Genomic DNA, 23,189 nt, shown 5'->3' on the forward strand with positions numbered 1-23,189 from the left:
CCTGCGGTATTGTGGATAAAGGGTTGTTGAACCTGCCAGGGTGTTGCAGGATTTTTTTGTTCAGGCGTTTCATGGGTCACGGAACGGTAACAGAGTGTGCGGAATGGCTATTCAGCACCGGAAGGACTTGCTAGCATAGCCGCATATTAGAAGCACACTCTTGTCGTATTAACTCACAGCCGTTGTGATGACTGTTCATGCTTTCAGCAATATATTTTGGCGCTGACGGTCCGGTTAGTTAATAGGATTGGTTTATTGGAAAGGCAATATGCGAATTTATATCATGCGTCATGGTGAGGCGCAGAACTTCGCTCCCAGTGATGCGGAGCGACCTCTGACAGCGCGTGGTGAATCTCACTCCGAGCAAATGGCGACCCAACTAGCAAGCCAGTTAACAACTGGACTTGATATGGTTTGGGTGAGCCCTTATTTGCGTGCCCAACAAACCTGGCAGGCGATGGCTCAGCACCTGCCAGAGCCTAAACGCTTGATGACCATCGATGAAATAACACCTTACGGGGAAGCTGAAGAGGTTACTGCTTACTTGAAGGCGGTAATCACTGTGGAGCGCCCTGAGACGGTCTTGGTGGTCTCGCATCTGCCATTAGTTGGCTACCTAACGGCGGAAATGGTACCGGGGCTTCAGCCTCCGATGTTCCGCACTTCAGCCATTGCAGCGATTGATTATCAGCCTGATGATGAACAGGTTGAGTTTTTGTGGCAAGCCAATCCAGAAGGATAATTGTGACATCCGTCGCTAAGGAAATCGCCACAACGGCCGATACCATTCTAGAGCGCTGACTCAGGGCTCATTTTTAATCTATCAAGGTTTAACTCCCTGTTGGGTTTAGTATCATTCATCGAACGAGAATTAACAAAGTTACTGTTATGAAAGGTAAAATTTTTGCAATCTTCGCTGTTGTGCTATTAGCTGGTTGTATCCAGGGACCAAGGGCTCCTAGCATCAATGCCAATGGCGCGATTAAATGGGCAAACGGTATCAGTGAAGAAATGCACATCTCTGCATCTGGCAGTACTTTGACGTTTGCTTCCCCGCAAGGCCTCTTATCACCAGGCGGGATCACGATTTTTTCACGCATCGACAGTGCCCGTAACGGTAACTGCGAGCACTATTATAGTGAAGGCGCGGTAAAAACCCGTATGCAGATCTGTGACAGTGGGGAAGTGACGCTGATTGTGGAAGGCCAGGTGATCAACGTCGGCTCGCTGGCGAAATACGTCTACTAAAAAGAAGCGTAAGGGTGACGTTTCACTTCGGGAAGTGAGAAGCGTGAGGCGACGTTATTGATAGAGCAGTAAGGTGCTTAGGGCACTGTGCTGCTTTTTTGTTTGGAAATGCAATTAAGCAAAAGCATAATTTTGAACCCATTCTAAAAGCTCTGAAGCTATCTCAAGCTCACAATTTTCTCATGTTATTTTGGGGTTTTGATGAGTGGGTAGTGGTATGCAGTTTCAATTTGAACAGCTTGTTGTATGGCAGGAAGGTTGCGCAATAGCGAAGCAAGTCTATCAAGTATTTGGTGCTATGAAAGATTTCGGCTTTCGCGATCAGATAACTCGTTCATCAGTTTCGATTGCTTCAAATATTGCCGAAGGGGAAGAGCGGCAGTCACTGAAAGAATCTATCCATTTTCTATATATAGCGAAGGGCTCAGTAGGAGAGCTTTATACTCAACTATGTATTGCGGAGCAGCTTGGCTATATAACACCAAATGCAGCTGCTGAGCTAAAGCAACAATCCCGTCGAATCGCTTTTATGCTCGGCAAACTGATAAATGCTAAAAAGAAAAAACTCAATTAATTGCCTTTATTGACAACTTATTGGTGAGATAGAAAATTTCCCGCTTCCCGCTTCCCGCTTCCCGCTTCCCGCTTCCCGCTTCCCGCTTCACCGCTCCGGTATATCAATCAACACCAATAACGCACCCGCACCACCAAACTCCAGCGGTGCCTGGTGAAAAGCCATCACGTCCGGATGCTGTGCCAGCCATAGCGGGGCCTTCTGCTTCAGGATGTGCTTGCCAATACCGTGCATCACGCAGGCGCAGGACACACTTTCTTTAATACAGGCAGCAATCATTGCGGCCAGCTCACGCTTGGCTTCTTGTTGCGTCATGCCATGCATGTCTAGGTACATATCGGGCACATAGACCCCGCGGCGTAGCTTTTTGACTTCATATTTGGACACACCGGTGCGTGCATATTGGGTCGGGCCATGCTCGTTGAGGTGGGGTTCGAACTCGTCCGAGAAGTAAAACTCGTGGTTTTGGGTCTCTTTTTCCGAGACTTTGGGCTTAACAGCCTTTGGGCTCTGTCGGCGTGGCGCGATTATGGTATCATGCGACAACTTTTTTACGCCTTTAACCGCATCCTGAAAGAGTGTCAGGTCATCTTCCAGGGTAAGATTTTTTTTACTCATAATGAAATTCCAACCACTCTATAGCGGTATTGTAGCGTCATCCGGAGGCTATTTTGGATAAGATTTTTGTCGACGAAGCCGTCAACGAACTTCACACTTTGCAGGACATGCTACGTTGGACGGTAAGCCGTTTCAATGCTGCAGGTCTTTTTTATGGTCACGGTACAGATAATGCGTGGGACGAAGCTGTACAGCTGGTTCTGCCAACCTTGTACCTGCCGTTAGATATTCCGTCAGAAGTTCGCTTCTCGCGACTAACCAGCAGTGAGCGCCTACGCATTGTCGAACGCGTGATCCGTCGGATTAATGAGCGCACTCCTGTGTCCTACCTGACCAACAAAGCGTGGTTCTGTGGCATGGAGTTCTTTGTTGACGAGCGCGTACTGGTGCCACGTTCACCGATTGGCGAGCTGATCGAGAACGGTTTTGAACCTTTCTTGACCGAGCGCCCGACTCGCATCATGGATCTGTGTACTGGCAGCGGCTGTATCGGTATTGCTTGCGCGCATGCCTTCCCTGAAGCCGAAGTGGATCTGGTGGATATCTCTACTGATGCCCTGGAAGTTGCCGAGCAGAACATTCAGGATCATGGCCTGGAGCAGCAGGTGACTCCGCTTCGTTCTGATCTATTGCGCGATGTACCGAAAGATCAGTATGACTTGATTGTTACCAATCCGCCGTATGTTGATCAGGAAGATATGAACAGCCTGCCGGATGAGTTCCGTCACGAGCCTGAGCTTGGCTTGGCTGCGGGTACGGATGGCCTGAAGCTGGTTCGTCGTATTCTTGCTAACGCACCGGACTATCTGAAAGAGAACGGCGTGCTGATCTGCGAGGTCGGTAACTCAATGATCCATATGGAAGAGCAATACCCGCATATTCCATTTACCTGGATTGAGTTTGAAAACGGTGGCCACGGCGTGTTCATGATGACGCGTGAGCAGTTGCTTGAATACCAGGAAGAGTTCGCACTATATCGTGACTAAGCGGACTGACTGAAGTGAAGTATAAAAAACCGGAGTATGACTCCGGTTTTTTTATGGGTCTAACATTATAGCCTAAACATCGATTTGACGATTAAGCGTTGCCTTTGGCTTGTTTGCCCTGCAGCTCAGCCATGATCGTATCTTTATTACTTAGATAATCTTCCAAACCGGCACGGCGCAGATCGCACGATGGGCAATCACCACAGCCGTCACCGATGATGCCGTTATAGCAGGTGAGGGTATTCTCGCGAACGTAATTGAGCTTGCCGTACTGATCGGCAAGGGCCCAGGTTTCTGCTTTGTTTAGCCACATCAAAGGGGTTTCGATGTTCAGCGGACGATCCATACCCAGTACCAGTGACTGGTTGAGTGATTTGACGAACTCGTCACGACAGTCCGGATAACCGGAGAAGTCAGTTTCACAGACACCGGTGATCACCGCTTCTGCCCCAATTTGGTAGGCGTAAATTCCTGCCAGGGTCAGGAACAAGATGTTTCGGCCGGGAACAAATGAATTCGGCAGGCCGTTCTCCTGTAGCTCATGAGAGACGGCAATGTTGTCACGGGTCAGGGAGCTGATAGCCAGCTCATTGAGCAAACCGACATCCATCACTTTATGTGCCGCTACGCCTAGCTCTTTGGCGACAGATTGTGCTACTTCAATTTCCAGCTTGTGGCGCTGGCCATAATCGAAAGTGATGCAGTGTACTTCATCGTAGTTGGCGATAGCCTGGATCAGGCAGGTAGTGGAGTCTTGGCCGCCACTAAATACGACTACGGCTTTACGCATGTTTTTATTCCTTTGTCATTATCGTACCGAAAAACAGTCGGTAGGGACTATCTTGCCTTCACAAGATAGACCAATAGCAGGTTCTCTATTGGTAGAGCAATGCTACCGCAGAGCTGCGTGCGATAAAAGTTTCTATGGCCGGAAGATAAAAAAAGCCGCAGGCAAGCTGCGGCAAAGATGTGTAGAGAGTGGATAGGGTGACAGCTTACAGCGAACCCGTTTGCTCGAAGGCTTCTAGCTGGCTGAGATAGGCAGAGATGTCGCCAATATTGTCGGCAACCCACTGCGGGTTGAAATAGGTATCTAAGTAGCGTTCGCCACTGTCACAGAGCAGAGTCACAATTGAGCCCTTCTCGCCACGCACTTTCATTTCGTAGGCAAGTTGTAGTACGCCATATAGATTTGTGCCTGTAGAAGCGCCGGCTTTGCGTCCGAGCAGCTTTTCCAGCCAGTGTACGGTAGCGATACTGGCAGCATCAGCAATAGTGCGCATTTCATCAACTACATCAGGAATAAAGCTTGGTTCTACCCGCGGTCGGCCAATCCCCTCGATACGGCTGCCGACATTACTGGTCAGATTGAGATCACGGGATTTGAAATAGTCATGGAAGACTGAGTTTTCGGGATCGACAACGCAGAGTTTTGTCTGGTGCATTTGATAGCGGATATAGCGGCCAATGGTGGCTGATGTGCCGCCTGTTCCAGGACTCATTACTACCCAACTCGGGATCGGATGCTCTTCAAGCTGCATCTGCTCGAAGATGCTGTTGGCAATGTTGTTGTTGCCACGCCAGTCCGTCGCACGCTCGGCAAAGGTGAATTGATCCATGTAGTGGCCGTTTAGCTCTTTGGCCAGGCGGCGTGACTCGTCATAGATTTCGCTAGGGCTGTCTACGAAATGGGCGCGTCCGCCATAGAATTCAATCTGCTCAATTTTCTTGCGGGCGGTTTTACGTGGTACTACCGCAATAAACGGCAGGCCAAGCAGGCGGGCAAAGTAGGCTTCGGAAACGGCTGTGCTGCCAGATGATGACTCGATAACGGTTGTGTCCTGGCCAATCCAGCCATTACACAGGGCATACAAGAACAGAGAACGTGCCAAGCGGTGCTTCAGGCTACCGGTTGGATGGGTGCTCTCGTCTTTCAGATAGATATCGATGCCTTCAAGACAAGGAAGTTCCAGCTTGATTAAGTGGGTATCGGCAGAGCGCTGAAAGTCCGCTTCTATCTTACGGATGGCATTGTTAATCCACTGTGGGTCACGGCTCATGTTTCTTCCTTATATATCAGGCTGTTTGACAGGGAAACCCCGTCGGTAACTTTCTCGCTGGAATACTAAGCATAGTACTGGAAGCTGCAGAAAAATCTTTGCTTTGTTTGCTGCTATATCGGTAATATGGGGAAAATTTTTCTCCATATTGCGACTAAGGGGTAATTAAGTGGCTGAGTTGGATAATACAGACAGAACATTACTACGGTTGCTGCAACAAGACGGCACCTTGGCGCTGGCTGAGCTGGCGGAAGCGGTAAACCTGACGACGACACCCTGCTGGAAACGCCTCAAACGGCTGGAAGAAAACGGGATCCTCAGGCAGCGGGTAGCCTTACTTGATCCGGTGAAACTCGGGTTGTCATTTACCGCTTTTGTTCAGATCAAAACCAGTAACCACTCCAAAGAGTGGTATCACTGTTTTGTTGAAACAGTGTCGGACTTCCCTGAAGTGATGGAATTCTACCGTATGGCCGGAGAATATGATTACATGATGAAGGTGCAGGTGGCCGATATGGCAGCATTTGATAAGTTCTACAAAAAGCTGGTGAACAGTATAGAGGGGCTGACCAATGTGACTTCGACTTTTGCAATGGAGCCACTGAAATATACGACTGCCCTACCGGTATAAATAGTGCCGTAAAGGAGCGTCTATTGCTGTTTTATATACAGTTATAGTCAATGTGATTGTTTTAATTTCAATCACCGATATTTAGTTGATTTATTAACCAGCCTTCAGATAATGGCTTTGTTTACAAGGTATTTCGTAACAAAGCCAGAATGATAAACCAGCCTTTCTTTTCGCTTTGATGCGCGATCACTTCTTCCGCTAGTTGCACCGGTGGTGCAATTGCTTCTCTGACTGACTTTAATTCGTCATAAACTTTGGCTATGCCTGCTGTTGTGGAGGGGATATGCAGATTTTCTGGCAACTGAGATGGTATTTCCGCCAGCAGTGGCGCCGTTATGGCGGTGCGATATTAATATTGATCCTGGTCTCTCTGTTTGAGCTATTGCCTCCGCGGGCAATTGGCTGGATTGTCGATGGTGTCGTGACGGGGGAGATCAGCCTGCCAGTTATGCTGAGCTGGCTGGCCGGTATTGCTGTGCTGTGGTTTGTTATTTATATCCTGCGTATTATCTGGCGCGTATGGCTGTTTGGCGCAGCGGCAGAACTAGGGACGGTGCTGCGTAATCGCCTCTACCGCCACTTTTCTTCTCACCCTCCGGTATTTTTTGAGCGTTATAAAACAGGCGATCTGATGGCTCGCTCCACCAATGATGTCAACGCTGTCGTAATGACGGCCGGGGAAGGGGTACTGACAGCTGCTGATTCGCTGATTATGGGGATCGCCGTTTTGTTTGTGATGACGACGATGCTGAGTTGGGAATTAACCATTCTGGCATTGTTGCCGATGCCCTTTATGGCGGTGGCTGTGTTCCGTTTTGGGCGTCAGCTCCATACCTGTTTTTCACAATCGCAGGCGGCATTTTCTGATCTTACCGATAAAACACAGGAAACCCTCAATGGCGTGAGAATGATCCGTGCTTTTGGCCTGGAGCAGCGTCAGCAAGCCGACTTTTCCAAGGTGGTTGATAGAGCCGGGGAAAAGAATCTTGCCGTGGAGAAAGTGGATGCCAAATTCGATCCGGTGATCCAGCTGACGATTGGTATGTCTTTCTTTCTGAGTATTGCTGGTGGTGGGTATATGGTTTCGCAGGGGCGCCTGACGTTGGGGGATCTCACCGCATTTGCCCTGTACCAAGGATTGATGATCTGGCCGATGTTGGCAATGGCCTGGCTGTTTAACATTCTGGAACGGGGATCGGCTGCTTGGAAACGACTACAGCATATTTTTGATGAAGCGCCTGAAATCGTCAGTGGTGATGCGGCGCTGGAAGCAACGCAGCAGGCTTTGCAGATCAATATTGAAGAGTTTCGCTGGAACGGACAGATGCAGGCGGCGCTGACTGACGTGAATTTTACCTTGCGGGCCGGACAGATGCTTGGTATTGCCGGGCCTATTGGCAGCGGTAAGTCAACTTTGTTGTCACTGCTGCTGCGTCAGCAGGAACTAGAGCAGGGGAGCATCAGCTATGGCGGGATCAGCATTACAGAAGCCAACCTTAATCACTGGCGTAGCCGGTTTGCGGTAGTTAGCCAAAGTCCGTTTCTGTTCTCCCGTTCGATTGCCGACAATATTGCCCTTGGGATGCCGGATGCCACCTTGGAGCAAATTCGTGAGGCGGCGAAAGCGGCCTGTATCGATGAGGATATCATCCAGTTTCCGGAAGGCTATGACACCTTGGTCGGTGAGAAGGGGATCACGTTGTCAGGGGGGCAAAAGCAGCGAATTTCGATTGCTCGTGCATTGTTGCTGGAGGCGGAAATTCTGGTATTGGATGATGCTCTTTCGGCCGTTGATGGCAAAACTGAGCACCGGATCTTGGCAAACCTGAGACAGCAACAGAAGCAAACAGTGATAGTTATTGCCCACCGCCTGACCGCGCTGGAACAAGCCGATAATATTCTGGTTCTGCAGCATGGCCAGATTGCCGAGCAAGGTGATCACCAGCTGTTAATCGGAGCGGGTAGCTGGTACGCCGAAATGTACCGTTACCAGAAGCTGGAACAAGCGATTGAGGGGGCTAAATGACAGGAAAAGCCGTAAATAAAGCGGTACTCAAGCGGTTGTTGGGCTATGCGTTACATGACAAGAAGAAGCTAGCCATTGCCATCAGTCTGCTCTTGGTGGCTTCGCTGGCGGATGTTTCCGGTCCCTGGCTGATCCAGCTCTTTATTGACAACCATATCACCAAGAATGACTATCCGTTTGGGCTAGTGACAGGGCTGGCACTGGCCTATATCGGATTGATGTGCATTGCAGCCTGGTTTAAGTACATTCAGGCACTGCGGTTCAATGAAATAGCGATTGGTGTTGTCCAAACGGTCCGCAAGCAGTTGTTTGGCAAAGTACTTAACCAGCCGTTATCGGCTTTTGATTATATGCCGACCGGCAGGCTGATCTCCCGGATCACCAACGATACCGAATCCATCAAAGACTTTTACGTTTTAGTGATAGGGACGGTACTGAAGAATGTTATTTTGATCAGCGTAATGCTGGTGGTAATGAGCCTGTTGAGCTGGCGCTTGACCATGGTAGTTTTAATTTTGCTGCCAATTGTTGTTGCTGTCATGGTGTTTTATCAGCGCAAAAGTGCTGATGCATACCGCAAAATGCGTGATTTGCTGGCTGATATCAATGCCTCGATGAGTGAGTCGATTCAGGGAATGAGCCTGATCCAGCTAATGCGTCAGGAGCGGGCATTTAGCCAGCAGTTTTCAGCTCTGACCCGCCGTCATCTTGATTCTCAGATCGGGGTGATGAAACTCAATGGTTTATTGCTGAGGCCGTTGATTGATTTTCTCTCAGGGGTTGCTTTGCTGTCGATTGTCGCCTTGTTTGGTATCAGTGGAACTGAGCTGGTTGGTGTCGGGGTGCTGTATGCGTTTATTAGTTATCTCGGCCGGGTAACTGAGCCATTGATCGAGCTTACCCAGCAGCTTTCCCTACTTCAGCAGGCGCTGGTTGCCAGTGAGCGGATCTTTGGATTCATCGATGCCAAACAGCAGAGTTATGGTGATGACGATCGGCCTCTGCTAGAGGGGAGGCTTGAGTGCCATGATGTGGCGTTTAGTTATGATGGCAAACAACAAGTGCTGAAGGGGATCAATGTTGATCTGCCGCACCGGGGATTCTTGGCGTTGGTAGGCCATACAGGTAGCGGCAAAAGTACCCTGGCTTCTTTGATGATGGGGTTCTATCCGGTCAGCCAAGGTGATCTTCAACTGGACGGTAGGCCACTGGCATCCCTTGAACAGTCGGTATTGCGGGAGGGGATTGCAATGGTACAGCAAGATCCGCACGTACTTAGCGATACGGTCAGAGAAAATGTTTGTCTGGGGCGAAATGTCAGCGACGATATTATCTGGCAGGTCTTGGTGAAAGTAGGGCTGGACGGGCAGATACTCGCTTATCAACAGGGGCTGGATACCCGTTTGGGAAGTGGCGAAGCCAACTTGTCAGCAGGACAGAAACAGCTGCTGGCGATGGCGAGAGTACTGGTTGCCCAGCCTAAAATTCTGATCCTCGATGAAGCCACCGCGAATATTGATTCGGGTACCGAGCATCAGATCCAAAAAGCTCTCCATACTTTGCGTCAAGATATGAGTATCGTGGTGATAGCCCATCGCCTGTCGACCATCATGGAGGCGGATGAAATATTGGTGCTTAATCACGGAATGGTGACAGAGCGGGGTAATCACCAGCAGTTGCTCGCCCACCAGGGACATTACTGGCAAATGTACCAGCTGCAACAGGCTGGCGAGCATTTACATTTGCTAGAAGGCTCCGCTCCTGTCGAGCCTGCAGTATCGGAAAGTTGACCGGATACTGACAATCTTGAGCCCGCGTTTTTGTATAACATCCCGAAAGAACAGAGCTTTATTATCGAATAACAGAGGTTGAGCGATCAACCTCTGCTGATTAACGCTATTGGATTACAGGCCCTGACGCATTAGGCCTTCTTGAACTGCAGAGGCAACCAGTTCGCCTTTTTGGTTGTAGATTTCACCGCGAACAAGGCCGCGGGCTCCGCTGGCTGACGGGCTATCAATGGCATAGAGCAACCATTCATCCATCCGAAATGGACGGTGATACCACATCGAGTGATCAATGGTGGCTACCTTCATTTTCGGCGTCATCAACGTAACACCATGCGGTTGCAGCGCTGTGACTAGAAACCCCCAGTCAGATGCATAGGCGAGAACATATTGGTGGATGCGAGGATCATCGGGCATTTCGCCATTGGCCTTGATCCATAAATACTGCTTTGGTGCCTCGGGTTTGGGGGCCAACGGATTTACAATAGTAACCGGGCGGACTTCAATCGGTCTTTCCCGGCCAAAGGTATCGACAGCCTTTTGAGGAAGATGCTGGGCAATCGACTGCACCAGGGCTTGTTCTGAGAGCAGGGATTCTGGCGGTGGTACATCAGGCATGGTTGACTGGTGATTCAACCCGGACTCTTCGGCTTGGTAAGACGCTGTCAGGTAGAAAATAGGGCGGCCGTACTGGATGGCTTTTACGCGTCGGGTGCTGAAACTTCTGCCATCTCGAAGGGTTTCAACATCGTAGATGATCGGTTTTTGCGGATCACCTGGGCGTAGGAAGTAGCTATGAAAAGAGTGAACCTGACGGTTTTCGTCGACGGTTTCTTTGGCGGCGGATAGCGATTGGCCAATAACCTGGCCGCCATATACCTGCGGCAGCCCTAAATGCTCACTCTGGCCGCGGAACAAACCTTGCTCCAGTTGCTCTAAGTGTAACAGAGTGAGAAGTTCATTCAGTTCTTTACTCATCGGAGCTCCAAGTTCCATGTTATTATTAGCTGATTTTTACGGGTACTTAGACACAAATTCAAGTGCAATTAACGGGTAATTGCAATCTTATCAGCTCGTGTTTAGGTTGAAAGGGGAGAGGGATGAAAAAGATTTTTGCACTGATTTCAGCTTTAGCTGTGGTATTGGTTATTTCGGCTTGTACGAATTTAGTCCAGCAAGACGCTGATTTGGGTACAGTGGAAGGCTCTTTGACATACCGTGAGCGCATCGCATTGCCGGATAATGCACGTATCACCGTAACACTAGCAGATGTCTCTAAAATGGACGCCCCTGCCGACGTGATCAGCAGCCAGGCCTTTATGGCTGATGGCAAGCAAGTTCCTTTTGATTTCCTTCTGAACTTCATGAAAGAAGAAATAAAACCGAATCATACCTATTCTGTTAGTGCCCGTATCGAAGTAAACGGCAAGCTGGTGTTTATTACTGACACAGCTAACCCTGTGATCACTGGCCCAGCACTTACAACTAAGCTGAATTTAATGCTGGTGAAAGTGCAGTAGGCACTTGTTTCCTCCACTCCCTATAAAGGGGCGTGGAGGGATATTGATTACCTACCGTCCCAGCGGTATTTTGCCAACTTCAGCTTTCCTGATTCTGCCACTTCTATCCCTTCTTCTAGTAAGCAATCGCGCTGGCGATGCAAGTCATGGCCTGAGAGTGATATCATCCCTTTAGCATTTACCACCCGGTGCCAAGGTAGTTTTGAGCCTTCAGGCAAAGTCGCCATTAGGCGTCCTACCTGGCGGGCATAGCCGGGGAACCCCGCAAATATAGCAATATCACCATAAGTTGCCACTTTGCCATAGGGAATTTGGTGAACCTGGCTATAGATTTGACCTGCAAAATCGTCCATATTTATACCTGAGCCGAACAAAACATCCCGATAGTTGCTGAGTTTAGAGTTTCTCCTTTGCACTATCGGTTAACGCAAGGAGGTGCTGCCATGTTGTATGCCGCGTTACTTGTTGTGGTTAGCATTGCGCTGACCGTGTTGGGTGTCAGTGCACTAGGTTACAGCCAAGGAGAGCTCCCCGCACTGGCACTAGCAATTCCTGCCTTATGGTTGCTGCCGCAAGGTGGCCTTCATGCCTGGCTGTTATTGCTTGGCCTGGGTGCTTATGGTGCTGTTTTGCCAGAGCAGCCATTGGCCTTGTCGATCAGTATTTTTATGATGTTACCTGTTTTTGCAGTGAGTTTCTCGCCCAAGAGCGGCTGGCAGCTAGCTGCCTTATTGATCTCTATTGTACTTGCAATGGATGTGGGCCTGATGGCGCTCCAGGGTGAAGGTAAGCTACCCGGTTATGCATCGTATACGGTGATCCAAATCTTGGCTGTTACTTTGATTTGGTATGTCGCCCGAAGCTGGCATCCGGTCAAGGGAAATACCTGGTGGCCCCTGTTCCTGGTTATCCCGTTGTGGGTAGGTGGCATGGAGCATGCCGCGCTGGTGGCCCTGTGTGTAACAGGCCTGATAGCCGCCATGCAGGAGATGATGAAAGGCAAGCTGCGAGATTGGGTGCCGCGTCTAACCTGGATCTTGCCAGCAGTCGGGTTCGCGACTTTGGTTATCGTTCCATATTTTGAAGTGCCCAACCCGGTATTGGTTGCCTGGCTATTAGTCTTGGGCGGCGCATTATTGGGTGAGTTCTTGTTAGAAGAACCAGAAGAAGAGCTATAAACCCGCTTTATTTTCAGCTGGTTATGTCGAATATTCTGCATAAAAGCTGGCTTTTGGGTAATAAAACAGCAGTCAGCTCAATAAGGCGTATTGACCCCTTGCATTGTCGCGGGCGTTAGCGGATAATCTCTCCCGTTCTCGAAACGAGACAAAGAATCTATGGAGGCCCCCATTGGTCCTCCCGCAACACTAACCTGTGAACTCGGCCAGGCCCGGAAGGGAGCAACCGCAGCGGGCGACGTGTGTGCCGGGATGTGGCTGGTGGGGGCTTCCACCCATCTGAAATATGCTTATCTATCAATAAGATACCTAGTCTAACCACTTCCTTGTAACACATTATAGATCACAAAATAGAACACACTAACTTCGCTCCTATCACCTCCAGTCAAAAGTGTAATTCAAATTTCTCTTCTCGGCTCAAATAGGCAACCAGTTTCTCTTTGATACGATGCTAGGCTGTTTTTCATCGCACCCGTAAACCCGAAAGGTGATGAATTTTAATCGGGTAGTGTTCTGCTGGCTGATTTGTGAGGTAACTGCTTAGGTTATTGATAAGTTAGGTTTAGTCTACGTACTCAGATTTGGCAAACCGAGCCTGTGCTAGTGGTTGTTTGACCTTTCGGGGTGGCTTGCTTTTACCTGCGTTTGAATGACTCGAATGCATTGAGTAGATGAAACAATCTTGCAGGAGGGCTTCACCGTCTCACCACCTCGGTTTGCGACCCATATGAGGCCATACAATATGAGGCCATACAAATGAGGCCATACAATCCATATGTCACTTCTGGACATTTGTAAGTCAGTGATATTGCTAATTTAGCACTTTACGGATTAACTCAGATAATGGAAAACATGTTAACTGTTTATATGCAACGGGCCAATCTATCCCATCCACTACAACTCTGCCTGATTTCTTCGATCAATTTGCAGGCCACATTACTCACTCGGATAATGTGTTTATGTACAGCTTATTGGATGGTGATGCGGTGTTTGGGTGAAAAAAGTGTGCTTTAGTCTTTGATATTGGCTCGATTCTCTAGATAAACAAAAAGAAACATGTTACATATCAGCAAGATGGCAATTAAGACCATTGAGATAGTGTGCTAAGGCAGCTTGATGTTTTGAGCTGGCGTGCTTTTCTAAGGGCAATATAGGTACAATCTTAAAATTTTTCATAATAAAACAGGTGCTTACTGATTTAGAGGTCGATTAGCTTCGATAGTACAAACAAGCCAGCAGACTATTAAAAATGTTAGATTGTAGTGTTACCCACATCATATAATCACCTAAATTAGAGACAAAAATATTTGGAGTAGATGGTTTGAATAAGAGTTTTATAACTATTTGTTTATCTTGCCTGCTGTCTTCATGCGCCTACCTGAAATATTCTATCATTCAGGAGGAATATGCCAACATTCAAGATGCTGATCCAAGCCAAGTAAATTTAAAGCATATGATAGATCAGGAAACTTTTTTTATTTGGGGGAAATTGACAGCTGAATCAGAAAATTATTCAAATATACCAATGGTTATTGCTGCTTACTCCAATAAATTCAAAGAGAATGAACAAGTTGATGCGATGTACTTTGAAGGCACTGGAACACATTATGGGTTAAATCTTCCTGAAGGCGTATACACCTTATTAGTATATGCAGATATTAACGAAGACCAGGTATTCCATCAGTCAGAAATAGTCGGGAAACGTGAGCTTGTTGTAAATACGACCGACTTTCCGGAAAAAATTGTTAAAAATATCAACATAGAGATAACGGAAAATCTTGATGTAACTTGGGCAAAAGCTATTTTAATGCCTTCGCCAGTTGAAATTAAACGCCCTATATATTACCCCGCAGGAACCATACGTAGCCTTGATGACCCTATGTTCGATGAGAAAATTTCTACTATGGGCATGTACGATCCGGCTTCTTTTTTAGAGTATGCAAAAACTATGTTTTATGCATTAGAAGAAGGTGTGGCTCATAAAATTCCAGTTGTTTTTGTGCATGGAGTTGGCGGTAGCTCGAGATCGTTTAAAACGATCATTGAACATATGGATAAAGATCGTTATCAAGCATGGTTTTTCTACTACCCTTCTGGCGGAAATCTAAGTCAGTTAGCTGATTTTTTTTACAATATCTTTTTATCGGGAAATGTAATTCCTATGGGAGATATGCCTATGATTGTTGTTGCTCACAGCATGGGTGGCCTTGTAGTTAGAGAAGCATTTAATAAATACCAAGGAAAAGAGCAAGAAAATAACGCTGGACTATTTGTTAGTATAGCAAGTCCTTTTGGAGGTCACCCTGCTGCGGCCTCCGGTGAAAAACATGGATTATTCGTATTACCAGCATGGAAAGATTTAAATCCAACTAGCGATTTTATAAAAGAACTTTATAGAAAATCATTACCTACACTTGTAAACCATCAGCTCTTTTATGCCTATAATAATTCAAGTACGCTAAAGCTAGGTGAAAACAGTGATGGTGTTGTACCGCTTTCAAGTCAATTACACCCCCAAGCACAGAAACAATCTGTAAGCCAGTTCGGTTTTAACAACGGCCATGTCGATATTTTGGAGGATGAAATTATGATCGATCATCTACTAAAAAGCATGGACGAAATAAAAAATATATTTCCAGACTCTCATATGAAATTACTTGTTGACGGTGGTTTTGATATTAAATTACCTGATGATTATAGCCCTGCCGTAAGGCATCTAATTAGCTATGCTGGCAAATACTTGATTCTGCTAATTAATGGGAAAATCCAGCCTATTAACTTACAGCAGGAACACTTTATTCAGGCAGCTAAGGGTGAAATAACTGCTACTAATAAATTAGAAATCGAGTTTATTCGTTTTATGGATGAATATGCTGAATTGACCAATAGTGTTTTAGATGATCAACCTAACAAAACATTGCAGCGGATAAACCGCTGAATGTGACGTTACCTGACTATGCTTTCAGGTTTATGGAATTATTAAAAGTAAGCCAAATTATGCTTCTATGCATTGAGTCACCATTCGGTTGAAACACGTAATGGGGCAAAAACGAGTTGGGCTTCTGTGATTTAACTTGTGATTTAACTTCTGTGATTTAAAGTTTTCACTGTCAGAAATTGATTACGTTTCGATCCCCGATCTGAAGGGTAGGGGGAGGGGTAAGTGCTTGTGTCCACTCCCCCCGAGTGCATTAATGAAAAGTCAACTAGCTATAAGCTTACATAACGTAACGGTTTCTTCTTGCCTTGTGTGAAGTCCCCTCAATGGTCATTTCTTCGAATCATCTAGATAAAAAGGCTTAGTTCTATATCGCCCAGTAAACTGTGTCTAATGGTGTAAACAAAGTTATAAGTTTGTTTGCGCATGCTGAACCATGCCCTGCAATTTAAATTAAGTCCTAATTTTGAGTTCGTTTACAGTGGAGTGTTAACGAATGACTTTGTTTACATTCAAGAGGCGTGAACTTCGGCGCATGGACGGTATCAAGACAACATAGTCTCAAGAATGATGAAACTATGCTTACTTGATTCAATGCTAGAGACTTTTCAACAGCTCACCGACTAAATTTGACACAAGTTCGTATCAGTGACTCAATGCGCATCATTGACATGGACATTGTGATTTTGTCGTTGAGGGAAAGGCACCACTACACCCCATAATTTGTTTCTTCGATGGCTAACGAATTCCTGCTGCATGAATTTGAGCGATATTTACCACGCCCACTAGACGTCTATTTGTGTGTAGCACTGGTAAGGCTGTTATGCTGTGCGTGGACATAGCGTCGAGTGCTTGTGTACACATAGTCGCTGCGTAGACATGGTAGAAATCTCTAGACATGTATTTACTGACACCATCAGTTAAGTTGGCGCCGGATGCAACTGCACGCCGGAAGTCACCATCCGTAAATACCCCTTCGACAACTTTTTTATTAGTAATGGCGATTAATCCTTTTCCACTTAGGCATAAGCTATTTACTGCATCGAGTAATGTCCCTTCCTTTGGACAAGAGAGCCCTTTTAGGTTCCGGTCTATTACCCCACCAACTGTTGTGAGAAGTGCTGCGCCTAAACTTCCTGCTGGATGGCTACGAGCGAAGTCGTCATGACTGAATCCTTTACAGCTCATCACTGTCAGAGCTAATGCATCACCAATCATTAATGTGCAGAGTGCGCTGGATGTTGGGGCTAACCCTAATGGGCAGGCTTCTTTGTTAATCGACACATTTAGTACAGCATCAGAGCCTTTTGCTAGGGTTGAGTCATGCCCACCAGTGATGCTGATGACTTTATTCCCCTGTGTGGCTAATAGAGGCAGTAGAATTCGGAACTCGCTGGCCTCACCGCTGTAACTAATCAGTAGGACGACATCATCCTTGCCGACCATTCCGAAGTCACCGTGCAGTGCCTCTGCGGGATGGATGAAGAATGCTTGTGTTCCTGTACTCGCTAGTGTAGCTGCTATTTTTCGACCGATGTGACCACTTTTGCCAACACCCATCACGATAATTTTGCCAATGGTATTAGAGACCAGATCACAAGCTTCGACAAACCCGTTATCTACTCGTGTCAGCATGTTACTCGCTTCTCTAAGTTCATTTTTTATGAATGTATAACCAAGGCGTCTCAGTTCGTTTTTGTTGTGATTCATGGTGTATCTCCGCTGAAGATTGCTTTCATTGTGAAAGTTGCATTGTGCGTTTTAAAAGTGATTATTGTGTGATTGACCTAATCTATCTCTTATTAAGCAACTTTAATGAATACAAAACGGTTTTCAAGGCTGTTTATTGATATTTGAAAATCATTTTGCTCAATTAGTTGGTATTGTGAAAGCGATCACTTTCAAACTGAAAATTAAGGCGCATACTAAAACCTCCTAACAATGATGAGGTGAAATATGGAAACCATAATTTTTGGTGCTGAATGGTTTATTGGACTATTTCAGAAAGGGGGCGAGGTCTTACTTGGTATGATGTCAGGAATCTTACCGCTACTAATTGCATTACTGTGTGCAATGAACGCGTTGATTGCCTTTGTCGGTGAGCATCGTGTTGAAAAGTTAGCCAGTAAGTGTGCGAATAATCCGGTATCTCGGTACTTAATTCTTCCAGTCGTAGGTACATTCATTTTTTGTAACCCGATGACTCTATCACTAGGAAAGTTTCTTCCTGAGTGTTACAAGCCAAGCTACTACGCGGCAGGTTCATACTCTTGCCACTCGCTTAACGGCCTATTTCCACACGTAAATCCTGGTGAACTTTTTGTATACCTGGGTATTGCGAGCGGGCTGACTACATTAGGCCTACCACTTGCTCCGTTAGCCGTTTCTTATCTGCTTGTAGGGGCTGTCTCTAACTTCTTCCGTGGCTGGGTAACTGACTTTACAACGATGATGGTTGAGAAGCAGCAGGGTATCACTCTAGAACGAACTGTTAAGTTCAGCTAATCGGAGGCGTTATGACTAAGACTATAAAAGTACAAGCCGGTAAAGGCGGCTGGGGCAACGAGTTAGTAATCGATTTCCCGAAAGGTAAAAAGATTATGTACATGGTGGGTGGTACTCGTCCTGCTGTAGTTGACCGTTTGGTTGAGCTGACTGGCTTAGAAGCTGTTGATGGGTTCGCAGAGAGCTGTGATTACGGCGACATGGCGTGTGCTGTTATCGATTGTGGAGGCTCTATGCGTTGTGGCCTATATCCAAAGAATAACGTTCCAACACTGAATGTTATGCCTACGGGTAAGGCAGGTGTAATGGCTAAGTACATCAACGAAGATAACTATGTTTCAAACGTCGATGCTGATTGTATAAGCCTTACTGGTGAAGGTGAAGCAGCAACGGTTCGTGCAGAGAATATTTCAGTTGATGCCGGAGGGGCAGCGATTATGACTGGTAGCGGTGATATTGATACAAACAAGAAGCTAACTGAACAGTCAGATGGCCTACTAGCACGAATTGGCATGGCTATGGGTAACGTAATGGCTACGTTCTTCCAAGCTGGACGCGACACAATTGATACGGTTATTACTACGATCATTCCGTTCATGGCGTTCGTGTCAATGTTAATTGGGGTGATTCTAGCGAGTGGTATTGGCGATTCGATTGCTCATGTGCTTGTACCGTTGGCAACAAACCCTGTTGGTCTAATAGCTCTGGCTCTCATTTGTTCATTCCCGTTTTTGTCTCCATTCTTAGGCCCTGGTGCTGTAATTGCGCAAGTAATCGGTGTTCTTATAGGTACGCAGATTGGTCTGGGCAACATCCCACCACATTTGGCACTGCCAGCTTTGTTCGCGATTAACGCGCAAGCTGCATGTGACTTTATTCCTGTTGGTCTGGGGCTGGCAGAAGCTAAGCCAGAAACCGTTCGTGTTGGTGTTCCATCGGTTCTGTACGGTCGTTTTTTAACAGGTGCTCCAACGGTGTTACTAGCATGGTTTGTTTCAATGTTTATCTACAACTAAACAAAATCACTAATTGAGTTAAGAGAGAAGAGAATGAGTTTGTACAACGTTGAAGTGTTAAAAGTTGGCGAATGCGCTTCTGAGGCACTAGAAGATGGCATGTTGATTCTATTCAATGAAAAAGCGCCAGCAGATGTCGCTGAGTTTTGTTTCATTCACAATCACGACGAGCTTAAGGGCGTAATCGTTGTTGGCGGTAATGTTGTGATTGACGGCATTACATTTCCAGTAACAGCAGTCGGTTCAGCCGTTAACCAAAACTTGGGCAATCTTGGTCACATCACACTTCGATTTGATAGTGCTGATAACGCGGAGTATCCGGGCAGTCTTCACCTTGGCGGTAATCAGCCAAAGCTACTAATCACAGGCTCAACTCTCACATTTAATTGATGAAAGAACGGACTCATGTTGTCGCATGAGTCCATTCGTAAACCACTCATGTTGTCGCATGAGCATATTGTAAAAAACAACATTTGGAATTATACACATGAAAACTGCAGTTGTAATTGGTGGCGGTCAAACGTTAGGCGCTCACCTTTCTAAAGGGCTAGCCGAAGCTGGATACAAAGTAGGTATTGCTGACCTGAATGGCGAGAATGCAAAGAAAGTAGCCGCTGAAATTAACGGCGAGTTTGCTGATGAAGCATTTGGTGTTCAAGTTGACGCTACTAATGAGCAAAGTGTTTCTGATGCCTTCAAAGCAATCAATGACAATCTGGGCAGCATTGATATTCTTGTTTATAGCGCAGGTGTTGCTAAAGCAACTAAAATCACTGATTTCACACTGAGCGATTTTAACTTCAACGTAGCTGTTAACCTTAATGGTTACTTCCTATGTGCTCGAGAAGCCGCTCGATACATGGTTGCTCAAGGCAACGGTGGTCGTATTCTTCAAATCAACAGTAAGTCAGGTAAGGTTGGTAGTAAGCACAATGCTGGCTATAGCTCTGCTAAGTTTGGTACGGTTGGTCTTACTCAGTCAATCGCATTGGATTTAGCTGACGATAACATCACTGTTAATAGCTTGATGCTTGGTAACTTGCTTGAGTCTCCAATGTTCCAGAGTCTTATTCCACAGTACGCCAAGAAACTTGGTATATCAGATGATCAGGTTATGCAGCACTATATTGATAAAGTGCCGCTAAAAGCAGGTTGTGGTTATGACGATGTGCTTCACGTTCTTAAGTTCTACGCAAGCGAAGGTGCAAAGTACTGCACTGGACAGTCAATTAATATTACTGGTGGCCAGGTAATGTTTTAAACAACAAAGGGGGCTGTAATAGCCCTCTTTTTTAATTGGTGATGGTATGGATGAAATTAACACTTTAATTGTAGTTTCTTGCATGGCTTGGATTACGCAAATATTCCTTGGATATATGCAGTTACGGGCTTTTAACCGAATGTTGATGGGGTTGCCTTCTGACAAGACAATAAAAATGGGTCGAACAAAAGGCAGATTTAAGCCCCGTACATTAGTCGCTTTGGTGCTGGATAATGATGAAACTATTATCGAAGCAAAAATAATGAAAGGCTTTACTGTATTCGCTCGACCTAAAGCCTTCGATGAGATTATTGGTTGCAAGTACCCGCTTCCAGCTAGTCTTATTAAAAAATTAGGTAAAAGTGTCAACGAGGCTCTAGAAGTGGCTTTTTTGAAGAAATGATCCGCTCTTTTCATAATAAGTGAAGGTTATTTATGAGCAAACAATCTCGGCAGAGACAAATTATCGAACAGCTTGCTTGCAATGGGAAAACCCGAGTAGATGATCTTGCGTGCTTATGCAAAGCGGCTCCTGCCACAATTCGAAGTGACTTACGTGAATTAGAAAAAAGAGGGACGATTGCTCGATGTTATGGAAGTGCTGAGTTGGTTAATAATGATGATCGCCCACTTGATGAAAAACAGTATTTAAATGTAGTAACTAAGAATGTTATTGCTAAGGCCGCAGCGCAATTCATTGAAGGTGGTGATAGCATTATTCTTGATTGTGGTAGTACGACTCTCTGTATTGTTCCACACCTGTCAGAAATACGACAGCTAACAATAATGACCAACAGCATATATATAGCTGAAGCTATTAGCGAAGTAAATGAAGAGTGCAATGTCATGATGTCTGGCGGCACTTGTCGTAAAAAATCTGCAAGTTTTCATGGCACATTAGCTGAAGAAAATATTCTAAAGTTCACGTTTGATAAGCTGTTTATTGGCGCTGATGGTTTCGATTTGGAACTTGGTCTGACTACTTATAATGAGGCATATCATGTTAGCCAGGTTATGTGTCGTAGCGCTGCTAAAGTATTTGTTGTAATTGACAGTAGTAAGTTAGGCCGTAAAACACCGAACGTGGTTATTCCTAAAGATGGTATTCACACGCTTATTACAGATGGTGGTATCACTAAAGAACAGGCGAAAGTTATTACTAAGAGTGGTATTGAGTTAATTATTGCACCGTGAAGATTTATCCTTTTGAAAGGCTTGTTGAAATTGTCAGATAAGGCTGCTCTATCTAGTGATAAACTTAATTATAATTGAGTGGCGTTTTATAGAGTGCAACTAAAAAAGCAATTATGTCCTTGTTATTTTCCTATAAAGCTAATCATCCTGAATAGCTGTAGGCTCTCTGTTGATGGTTATGGTGAATATTATAAATCAAATTTCATATATTATTTGTTTCATGATCATTTGAATTTTATGAGTATTACTGTTAGAAAGGTTATGTATTTGTAAGCCATTTCGTCAAATGTTATTGGCGTGCAGGTAATGTATCTACTTCTTGGCTAAACAACGGATGGTCAAGATAGTAAACTCTCGGTTGGGCAGAAAATACTGTCCTTTATTATGATAATAGCTAGAGAGATAGAGGAACTTATGGATTCAATAACTATTCTTATTGTCACTGCTATGGTTGCATGGGGGGGGCAGATCGGCCTGACTTTTTTTCAGATCCGTGCTTTTAACCGAATGCTGCAGGCTATGGCCCAAAAAGGCCAGGTGAAAATTGGTCGTACAAATAGCCGCTGGAAGGCTCGAACTATAGTGGTATTGGCTGAATCTGATGATAAGACAATAGTTGATGCAAAGGTTTTTAAAGGTTTAACAGTTTTTGCCAGGCCTAAAGCATTACCCAGCTTAATAGGCGCAAGGTATCCATTTAAGGCTCGTATTATTCAACATTTGGATAGTGGTACACAAGAAGCTCTAAGCGTGGCATTTTCAATATGACCACTTGAAAGGCTTTATTACTTTCAAATTGAAAGTCTTTTCGTGTAAAATTAAAGGCTAAAGGAGACTTGAATTGAGACAATATGAATATAGATAACCGAAGAGATAGGCTCGTTAACTATTTAAGAGAGAACGGGAAAACATCCGTTAATGAGCTTTCCAAAATCTTTGAAACATCTGGCGCAACAATTCGCAGTGATTTACGCAGTCTTGAATTAGAGGGGGTTGTTGTTCGACGATATGGGAGTGCTGAAGCCTGTTCACCATCGGTTGCCACAACTGAAGACCGGACGATGGATGAAAAAAAGACGCTAAATTTAGATACAAAAGTGCGGATTGCCAAGAAAGCCGTTGAGCTTGTTGACGATGGTGACTCGATAATTCTAGATTGTGGCAGTACAACGTTGCAGATGATTCCTGATTTGGAAAATGTTATGTCATTAACTCTTATGACAAATAGCATGGACATTGTAAATGCAATGGCAGATTTAGATTCCGATCACACAGTGATAATGCCTGGTGGAACATTTCGAAAAAAATCAGCGTCTTTTCACGGGAGCCTAGCTGAGAGGGCGTTTAGCCACTTTTCGTTTGACAAGTTGTTTATTGGAGCTGATGGCTTTGACTTAGAACAGGGGATCACTACCTATAATGAAGCATATCAAGTTAGCCAGGCTATGCATAAATCAGCCAATAAAGTCATCGTAATTCTGGATTCTTCAAAATTTGGTCGTAGAAGTCCAAATGTTGTTGTTCCAATAGACAGAATAGATGTCGTTATTACAGATACTAATATTAGCGAAGAGGACCTTACCAGTCTTGAGAAGAAAGGAATTACCGTATATTTGGTCTAATGCTCTAGTTTTCTACGTTACCAGA

At 45.6% G+C, this 23,189-nt stretch carries 24 protein-coding genes and 1 other RNA gene; 19 read left to right on the forward strand and 6 right to left on the reverse strand.

The annotated features are described in order from the left end of the window. Positions 1-268 precede the first annotated feature (268 nt). From sixA to AC51G0_RS04430, 3 genes are all read left to right on the forward strand, one after another. The gene (gene sixA, locus AC51G0_RS04420; RefSeq protein ID WP_496300844.1) at positions 269-742 is read left to right on the forward strand and encodes a phosphohistidine phosphatase SixA; all 474 of its coding nucleotides are present in this window, start codon (positions 269-271) and stop codon (positions 740-742) included. Between the two features lie 146 nt (positions 743-888). Then, entirely contained in the window at positions 889-1,248 is a 360-nt protein-coding gene (locus AC51G0_RS04425) for a hypothetical protein (RefSeq protein ID WP_496300845.1), read from the forward strand. A gap of 217 nt (positions 1,249-1,465) precedes the next feature. After that, positions 1,466-1,822: a four helix bundle protein gene (locus tag AC51G0_RS04430; RefSeq protein ID WP_496300846.1), complete on the forward strand. Its 357-nt coding sequence runs from the start codon at positions 1,466-1,468 to the stop codon at positions 1,820-1,822. A gap of 87 nt (positions 1,823-1,909) precedes the next feature. Here AC51G0_RS04430 and smrB read toward each other — a convergent pair whose 3' ends face one another. Next, positions 1,910-2,440 (reverse strand): endonuclease SmrB, encoded by a 531-nt coding sequence (gene smrB / locus AC51G0_RS04435; RefSeq protein ID WP_496300847.1) that lies wholly within the window; start codon positions 2,438-2,440, stop codon positions 1,910-1,912. Between the two features lie 53 nt (positions 2,441-2,493). On the opposite strand from smrB, the gene prmB reads away from it, so the two are divergent. After that, positions 2,494-3,426, forward strand: coding sequence for a 50S ribosomal protein L3 N(5)-glutamine methyltransferase (gene prmB / locus AC51G0_RS04440; protein WP_496300848.1), 933 nt, complete (start codon positions 2,494-2,496; stop codon positions 3,424-3,426). 91 nt (positions 3,427-3,517) lie between these two features. On the opposite strand, the gene queC is transcribed toward prmB, so the two are convergent. Further along, positions 3,518-4,216, reverse strand: a complete 699-nt coding sequence (queC, locus tag AC51G0_RS04445) for a 7-cyano-7-deazaguanine synthase QueC (RefSeq protein WP_496300849.1) — start codon at positions 4,214-4,216, stop codon at positions 3,518-3,520. Between the two features lie 205 nt (positions 4,217-4,421). Next, positions 4,422-5,486, reverse strand: a complete 1,065-nt coding sequence (locus tag AC51G0_RS04450; RefSeq protein ID WP_496300850.1) for a PLP-dependent cysteine synthase family protein — start codon at positions 5,484-5,486, stop codon at positions 4,422-4,424. A gap of 169 nt (positions 5,487-5,655) precedes the next feature. Between AC51G0_RS04450 and AC51G0_RS04455 the strand changes: the two genes are divergently transcribed. The 3 genes from AC51G0_RS04455 to AC51G0_RS04465 all read left to right on the forward strand — a co-directional run bounded on the left by AC51G0_RS04455 (position 5,656) and on the right by AC51G0_RS04465 (position 9,933). Further along, a complete protein-coding gene (locus tag AC51G0_RS04455; RefSeq protein ID WP_496300851.1) occupies positions 5,656-6,117 on the forward strand; it encodes an Lrp/AsnC family transcriptional regulator in 462 nt (153 codons plus the stop codon). 283 nt (positions 6,118-6,400) lie between these two features. Then, entirely contained in the window at positions 6,401-8,143 is a 1,743-nt protein-coding gene (locus tag AC51G0_RS04460) for an ABC transporter transmembrane domain-containing protein (RefSeq protein ID WP_496300852.1), read from the forward strand. After that, positions 8,140-9,933, forward strand: a complete 1,794-nt coding sequence (locus AC51G0_RS04465) for a SmdB family multidrug efflux ABC transporter permease/ATP-binding protein (RefSeq protein WP_496300853.1) — start codon at positions 8,140-8,142, stop codon at positions 9,931-9,933. The genes AC51G0_RS04460 and AC51G0_RS04465 overlap by 4 nt, the downstream gene beginning before the upstream one ends. A gap of 114 nt (positions 9,934-10,047) precedes the next feature. Here AC51G0_RS04465 and tesB read toward each other — a convergent pair whose 3' ends face one another. After that, positions 10,048-10,908, reverse strand: a complete 861-nt coding sequence (gene tesB / locus AC51G0_RS04470; protein WP_496300854.1) for an acyl-CoA thioesterase II — start codon at positions 10,906-10,908, stop codon at positions 10,048-10,050. Between the two features lie 122 nt (positions 10,909-11,030). Here tesB and AC51G0_RS04475 point away from each other — a divergent pair, with 122 nt between their 5' ends. After that, positions 11,031-11,450, forward strand: coding sequence for a YbaY family lipoprotein (locus AC51G0_RS04475; protein WP_496300855.1), 420 nt, complete (start codon positions 11,031-11,033; stop codon positions 11,448-11,450). Positions 11,451-11,497: 47 nt separating this feature from the next. Here the strand turns inward: AC51G0_RS04475 and AC51G0_RS04480 are convergent, their stop codons facing one another. Next, positions 11,498-11,803 (reverse strand): MGMT family protein, encoded by a 306-nt coding sequence (locus tag AC51G0_RS04480; RefSeq protein ID WP_496300856.1) that lies wholly within the window; start codon positions 11,801-11,803, stop codon positions 11,498-11,500. Between the two features lie 90 nt (positions 11,804-11,893). On the opposite strand from AC51G0_RS04480, the gene AC51G0_RS04485 reads away from it, so the two are divergent. The 3 genes from AC51G0_RS04485 (at position 11,894) to AC51G0_RS04495 (ending at position 15,566) form a co-directional block, all read left to right on the forward strand. Continuing rightward, on the forward strand, positions 11,894-12,628 hold the full coding sequence (locus tag AC51G0_RS04485; protein ID WP_496300857.1) for a VP0952 family biofilm-associated protein: 735 nt from the start codon (positions 11,894-11,896) through the stop codon (positions 12,626-12,628). Between the two features lie 170 nt (positions 12,629-12,798). Further along, positions 12,799-12,895, forward strand: an RNA gene (gene ffs, locus AC51G0_RS04490) — signal recognition particle sRNA small type. 1,054 nt (positions 12,896-13,949) lie between these two features. Further along, a complete protein-coding gene (locus AC51G0_RS04495) occupies positions 13,950-15,566 on the forward strand; it encodes a lipase family alpha/beta hydrolase (protein WP_496300858.1) in 1,617 nt (538 codons plus the stop codon). A gap of 738 nt (positions 15,567-16,304) precedes the next feature. On the opposite strand, the gene AC51G0_RS04500 is transcribed toward AC51G0_RS04495, so the two are convergent. Beyond that, positions 16,305-17,201: a KpsF/GutQ family sugar-phosphate isomerase gene (locus AC51G0_RS04500; RefSeq protein ID WP_496300859.1), complete on the reverse strand. Its 897-nt coding sequence runs from the start codon at positions 17,199-17,201 to the stop codon at positions 16,305-16,307. Between the two features lie 321 nt (positions 17,202-17,522). On the opposite strand from AC51G0_RS04500, the gene srlA reads away from it, so the two are divergent. From srlA to srlR, 8 genes are all read left to right on the forward strand, one after another. Continuing rightward, positions 17,523-18,071 carry a PTS glucitol/sorbitol transporter subunit IIC gene (gene srlA / locus AC51G0_RS04505; RefSeq protein ID WP_496300860.1) on the forward strand — a complete coding sequence of 183 codons (549 nt, stop codon included), beginning with the start codon at positions 17,523-17,525 and terminating at the stop codon, positions 18,069-18,071. An 11-nt stretch (positions 18,072-18,082) separates the two neighbouring features. Continuing rightward, complete coding sequence (srlE, locus tag AC51G0_RS04510; protein ID WP_496300861.1) at positions 18,083-19,087, forward strand: PTS glucitol/sorbitol transporter subunit IIB; 1,005 nt, start codon at positions 18,083-18,085, stop codon at positions 19,085-19,087. 33 nt (positions 19,088-19,120) lie between these two features. Then, positions 19,121-19,477: a PTS glucitol/sorbitol transporter subunit IIA gene (locus AC51G0_RS04515; protein WP_496300862.1), complete on the forward strand. Its 357-nt coding sequence runs from the start codon at positions 19,121-19,123 to the stop codon at positions 19,475-19,477. A gap of 97 nt (positions 19,478-19,574) precedes the next feature. Continuing rightward, positions 19,575-20,348 (forward strand): sorbitol-6-phosphate dehydrogenase, encoded by a 774-nt coding sequence (srlD, locus tag AC51G0_RS04520; protein WP_496300863.1) that lies wholly within the window; start codon positions 19,575-19,577, stop codon positions 20,346-20,348. A gap of 46 nt (positions 20,349-20,394) precedes the next feature. Then, entirely contained in the window at positions 20,395-20,751 is a 357-nt protein-coding gene (locus tag AC51G0_RS04525; RefSeq protein WP_496300864.1) for a transcriptional regulator GutM, read from the forward strand. 32 nt (positions 20,752-20,783) lie between these two features. Continuing rightward, the gene (locus tag AC51G0_RS04530) at positions 20,784-21,542 is read left to right on the forward strand and encodes a DeoR family transcriptional regulator (protein ID WP_496300865.1); all 759 of its coding nucleotides are present in this window, start codon (positions 20,784-20,786) and stop codon (positions 21,540-21,542) included. Between the two features lie 414 nt (positions 21,543-21,956). Beyond that, positions 21,957-22,310, forward strand: a complete 354-nt coding sequence (locus AC51G0_RS04535; protein ID WP_496300866.1) for a transcriptional regulator GutM — start codon at positions 21,957-21,959, stop codon at positions 22,308-22,310. A gap of 83 nt (positions 22,311-22,393) precedes the next feature. Next, positions 22,394-23,164, forward strand: coding sequence for a glucitol operon DNA-binding transcriptional repressor SrlR (srlR, locus tag AC51G0_RS04540; RefSeq protein WP_496300867.1), 771 nt, complete (start codon positions 22,394-22,396; stop codon positions 23,162-23,164). Positions 23,165-23,189 lie beyond the last annotated feature (25 nt).

The organism is Photobacterium sp. HL06 (assembly GCF_059552575.1).

What these genes read in the sequence shown, in the direction of transcription:
- AC51G0_RS04535 (WP_496300866.1), top strand. Translation starts at nt 21,957, where the DNA reads ATGGATTCAATAACTATTCTTATTGTCACTGCTATGGTTGCATGGGGG.
- AC51G0_RS04515 (WP_496300862.1), top strand. Translation starts at nt 19,121, where the DNA reads ATGAGTTTGTACAACGTTGAAGTGTTAAAAGTTGGCGAATGCGCTTCT.
- srlD (WP_496300863.1), top strand. Translation starts at nt 19,575, where the DNA reads ATGAAAACTGCAGTTGTAATTGGTGGCGGTCAAACGTTAGGCGCTCAC.
- AC51G0_RS04475 (WP_496300855.1), top strand. Translation starts at nt 11,031, where the DNA reads ATGAAAAAGATTTTTGCACTGATTTCAGCTTTAGCTGTGGTATTGGTT.
- AC51G0_RS04430 (WP_496300846.1), top strand. Translation starts at nt 1,466, where the DNA reads ATGCAGTTTCAATTTGAACAGCTTGTTGTATGGCAGGAAGGTTGCGCA.
- AC51G0_RS04450 (WP_496300850.1), bottom strand. Translation starts at nt 5,486, where the DNA reads ATGAGCCGTGACCCACAGTGGATTAACAATGCCATCCGTAAGATAGAA.
- sixA (WP_496300844.1), top strand. Translation starts at nt 269, where the DNA reads ATGCGAATTTATATCATGCGTCATGGTGAGGCGCAGAACTTCGCTCCC.
- AC51G0_RS04425 (WP_496300845.1), top strand. Translation starts at nt 889, where the DNA reads ATGAAAGGTAAAATTTTTGCAATCTTCGCTGTTGTGCTATTAGCTGGT.
- AC51G0_RS04485 (WP_496300857.1), top strand. Translation starts at nt 11,894, where the DNA reads ATGTTGTATGCCGCGTTACTTGTTGTGGTTAGCATTGCGCTGACCGTG.
- srlE (WP_496300861.1), top strand. Translation starts at nt 18,083, where the DNA reads ATGACTAAGACTATAAAAGTACAAGCCGGTAAAGGCGGCTGGGGCAAC.
- tesB (WP_496300854.1), bottom strand. Translation starts at nt 10,908, where the DNA reads ATGAGTAAAGAACTGAATGAACTTCTCACTCTGTTACACTTAGAGCAA.
- srlR (WP_496300867.1), top strand. Translation starts at nt 22,394, where the DNA reads ATGAATATAGATAACCGAAGAGATAGGCTCGTTAACTATTTAAGAGAG.
- smrB (WP_496300847.1), bottom strand. Translation starts at nt 2,440, where the DNA reads ATGAGTAAAAAAAATCTTACCCTGGAAGATGACCTGACACTCTTTCAG.
- queC (WP_496300849.1), bottom strand. Translation starts at nt 4,216, where the DNA reads ATGCGTAAAGCCGTAGTCGTATTTAGTGGCGGCCAAGACTCCACTACC.
- AC51G0_RS04530 (WP_496300865.1), top strand. Translation starts at nt 20,784, where the DNA reads ATGAGCAAACAATCTCGGCAGAGACAAATTATCGAACAGCTTGCTTGC.
- AC51G0_RS04480 (WP_496300856.1), bottom strand. Translation starts at nt 11,803, where the DNA reads ATGGACGATTTTGCAGGTCAAATCTATAGCCAGGTTCACCAAATTCCC.
- AC51G0_RS04525 (WP_496300864.1), top strand. Translation starts at nt 20,395, where the DNA reads ATGGATGAAATTAACACTTTAATTGTAGTTTCTTGCATGGCTTGGATT.
- AC51G0_RS04460 (WP_496300852.1), top strand. Translation starts at nt 6,401, where the DNA reads ATGCAGATTTTCTGGCAACTGAGATGGTATTTCCGCCAGCAGTGGCGC.
- AC51G0_RS04465 (WP_496300853.1), top strand. Translation starts at nt 8,140, where the DNA reads ATGACAGGAAAAGCCGTAAATAAAGCGGTACTCAAGCGGTTGTTGGGC.
- srlA (WP_496300860.1), top strand. Translation starts at nt 17,523, where the DNA reads ATGGAAACCATAATTTTTGGTGCTGAATGGTTTATTGGACTATTTCAG.
- AC51G0_RS04500 (WP_496300859.1), bottom strand. Translation starts at nt 17,201, where the DNA reads ATGCTGACACGAGTAGATAACGGGTTTGTCGAAGCTTGTGATCTGGTC.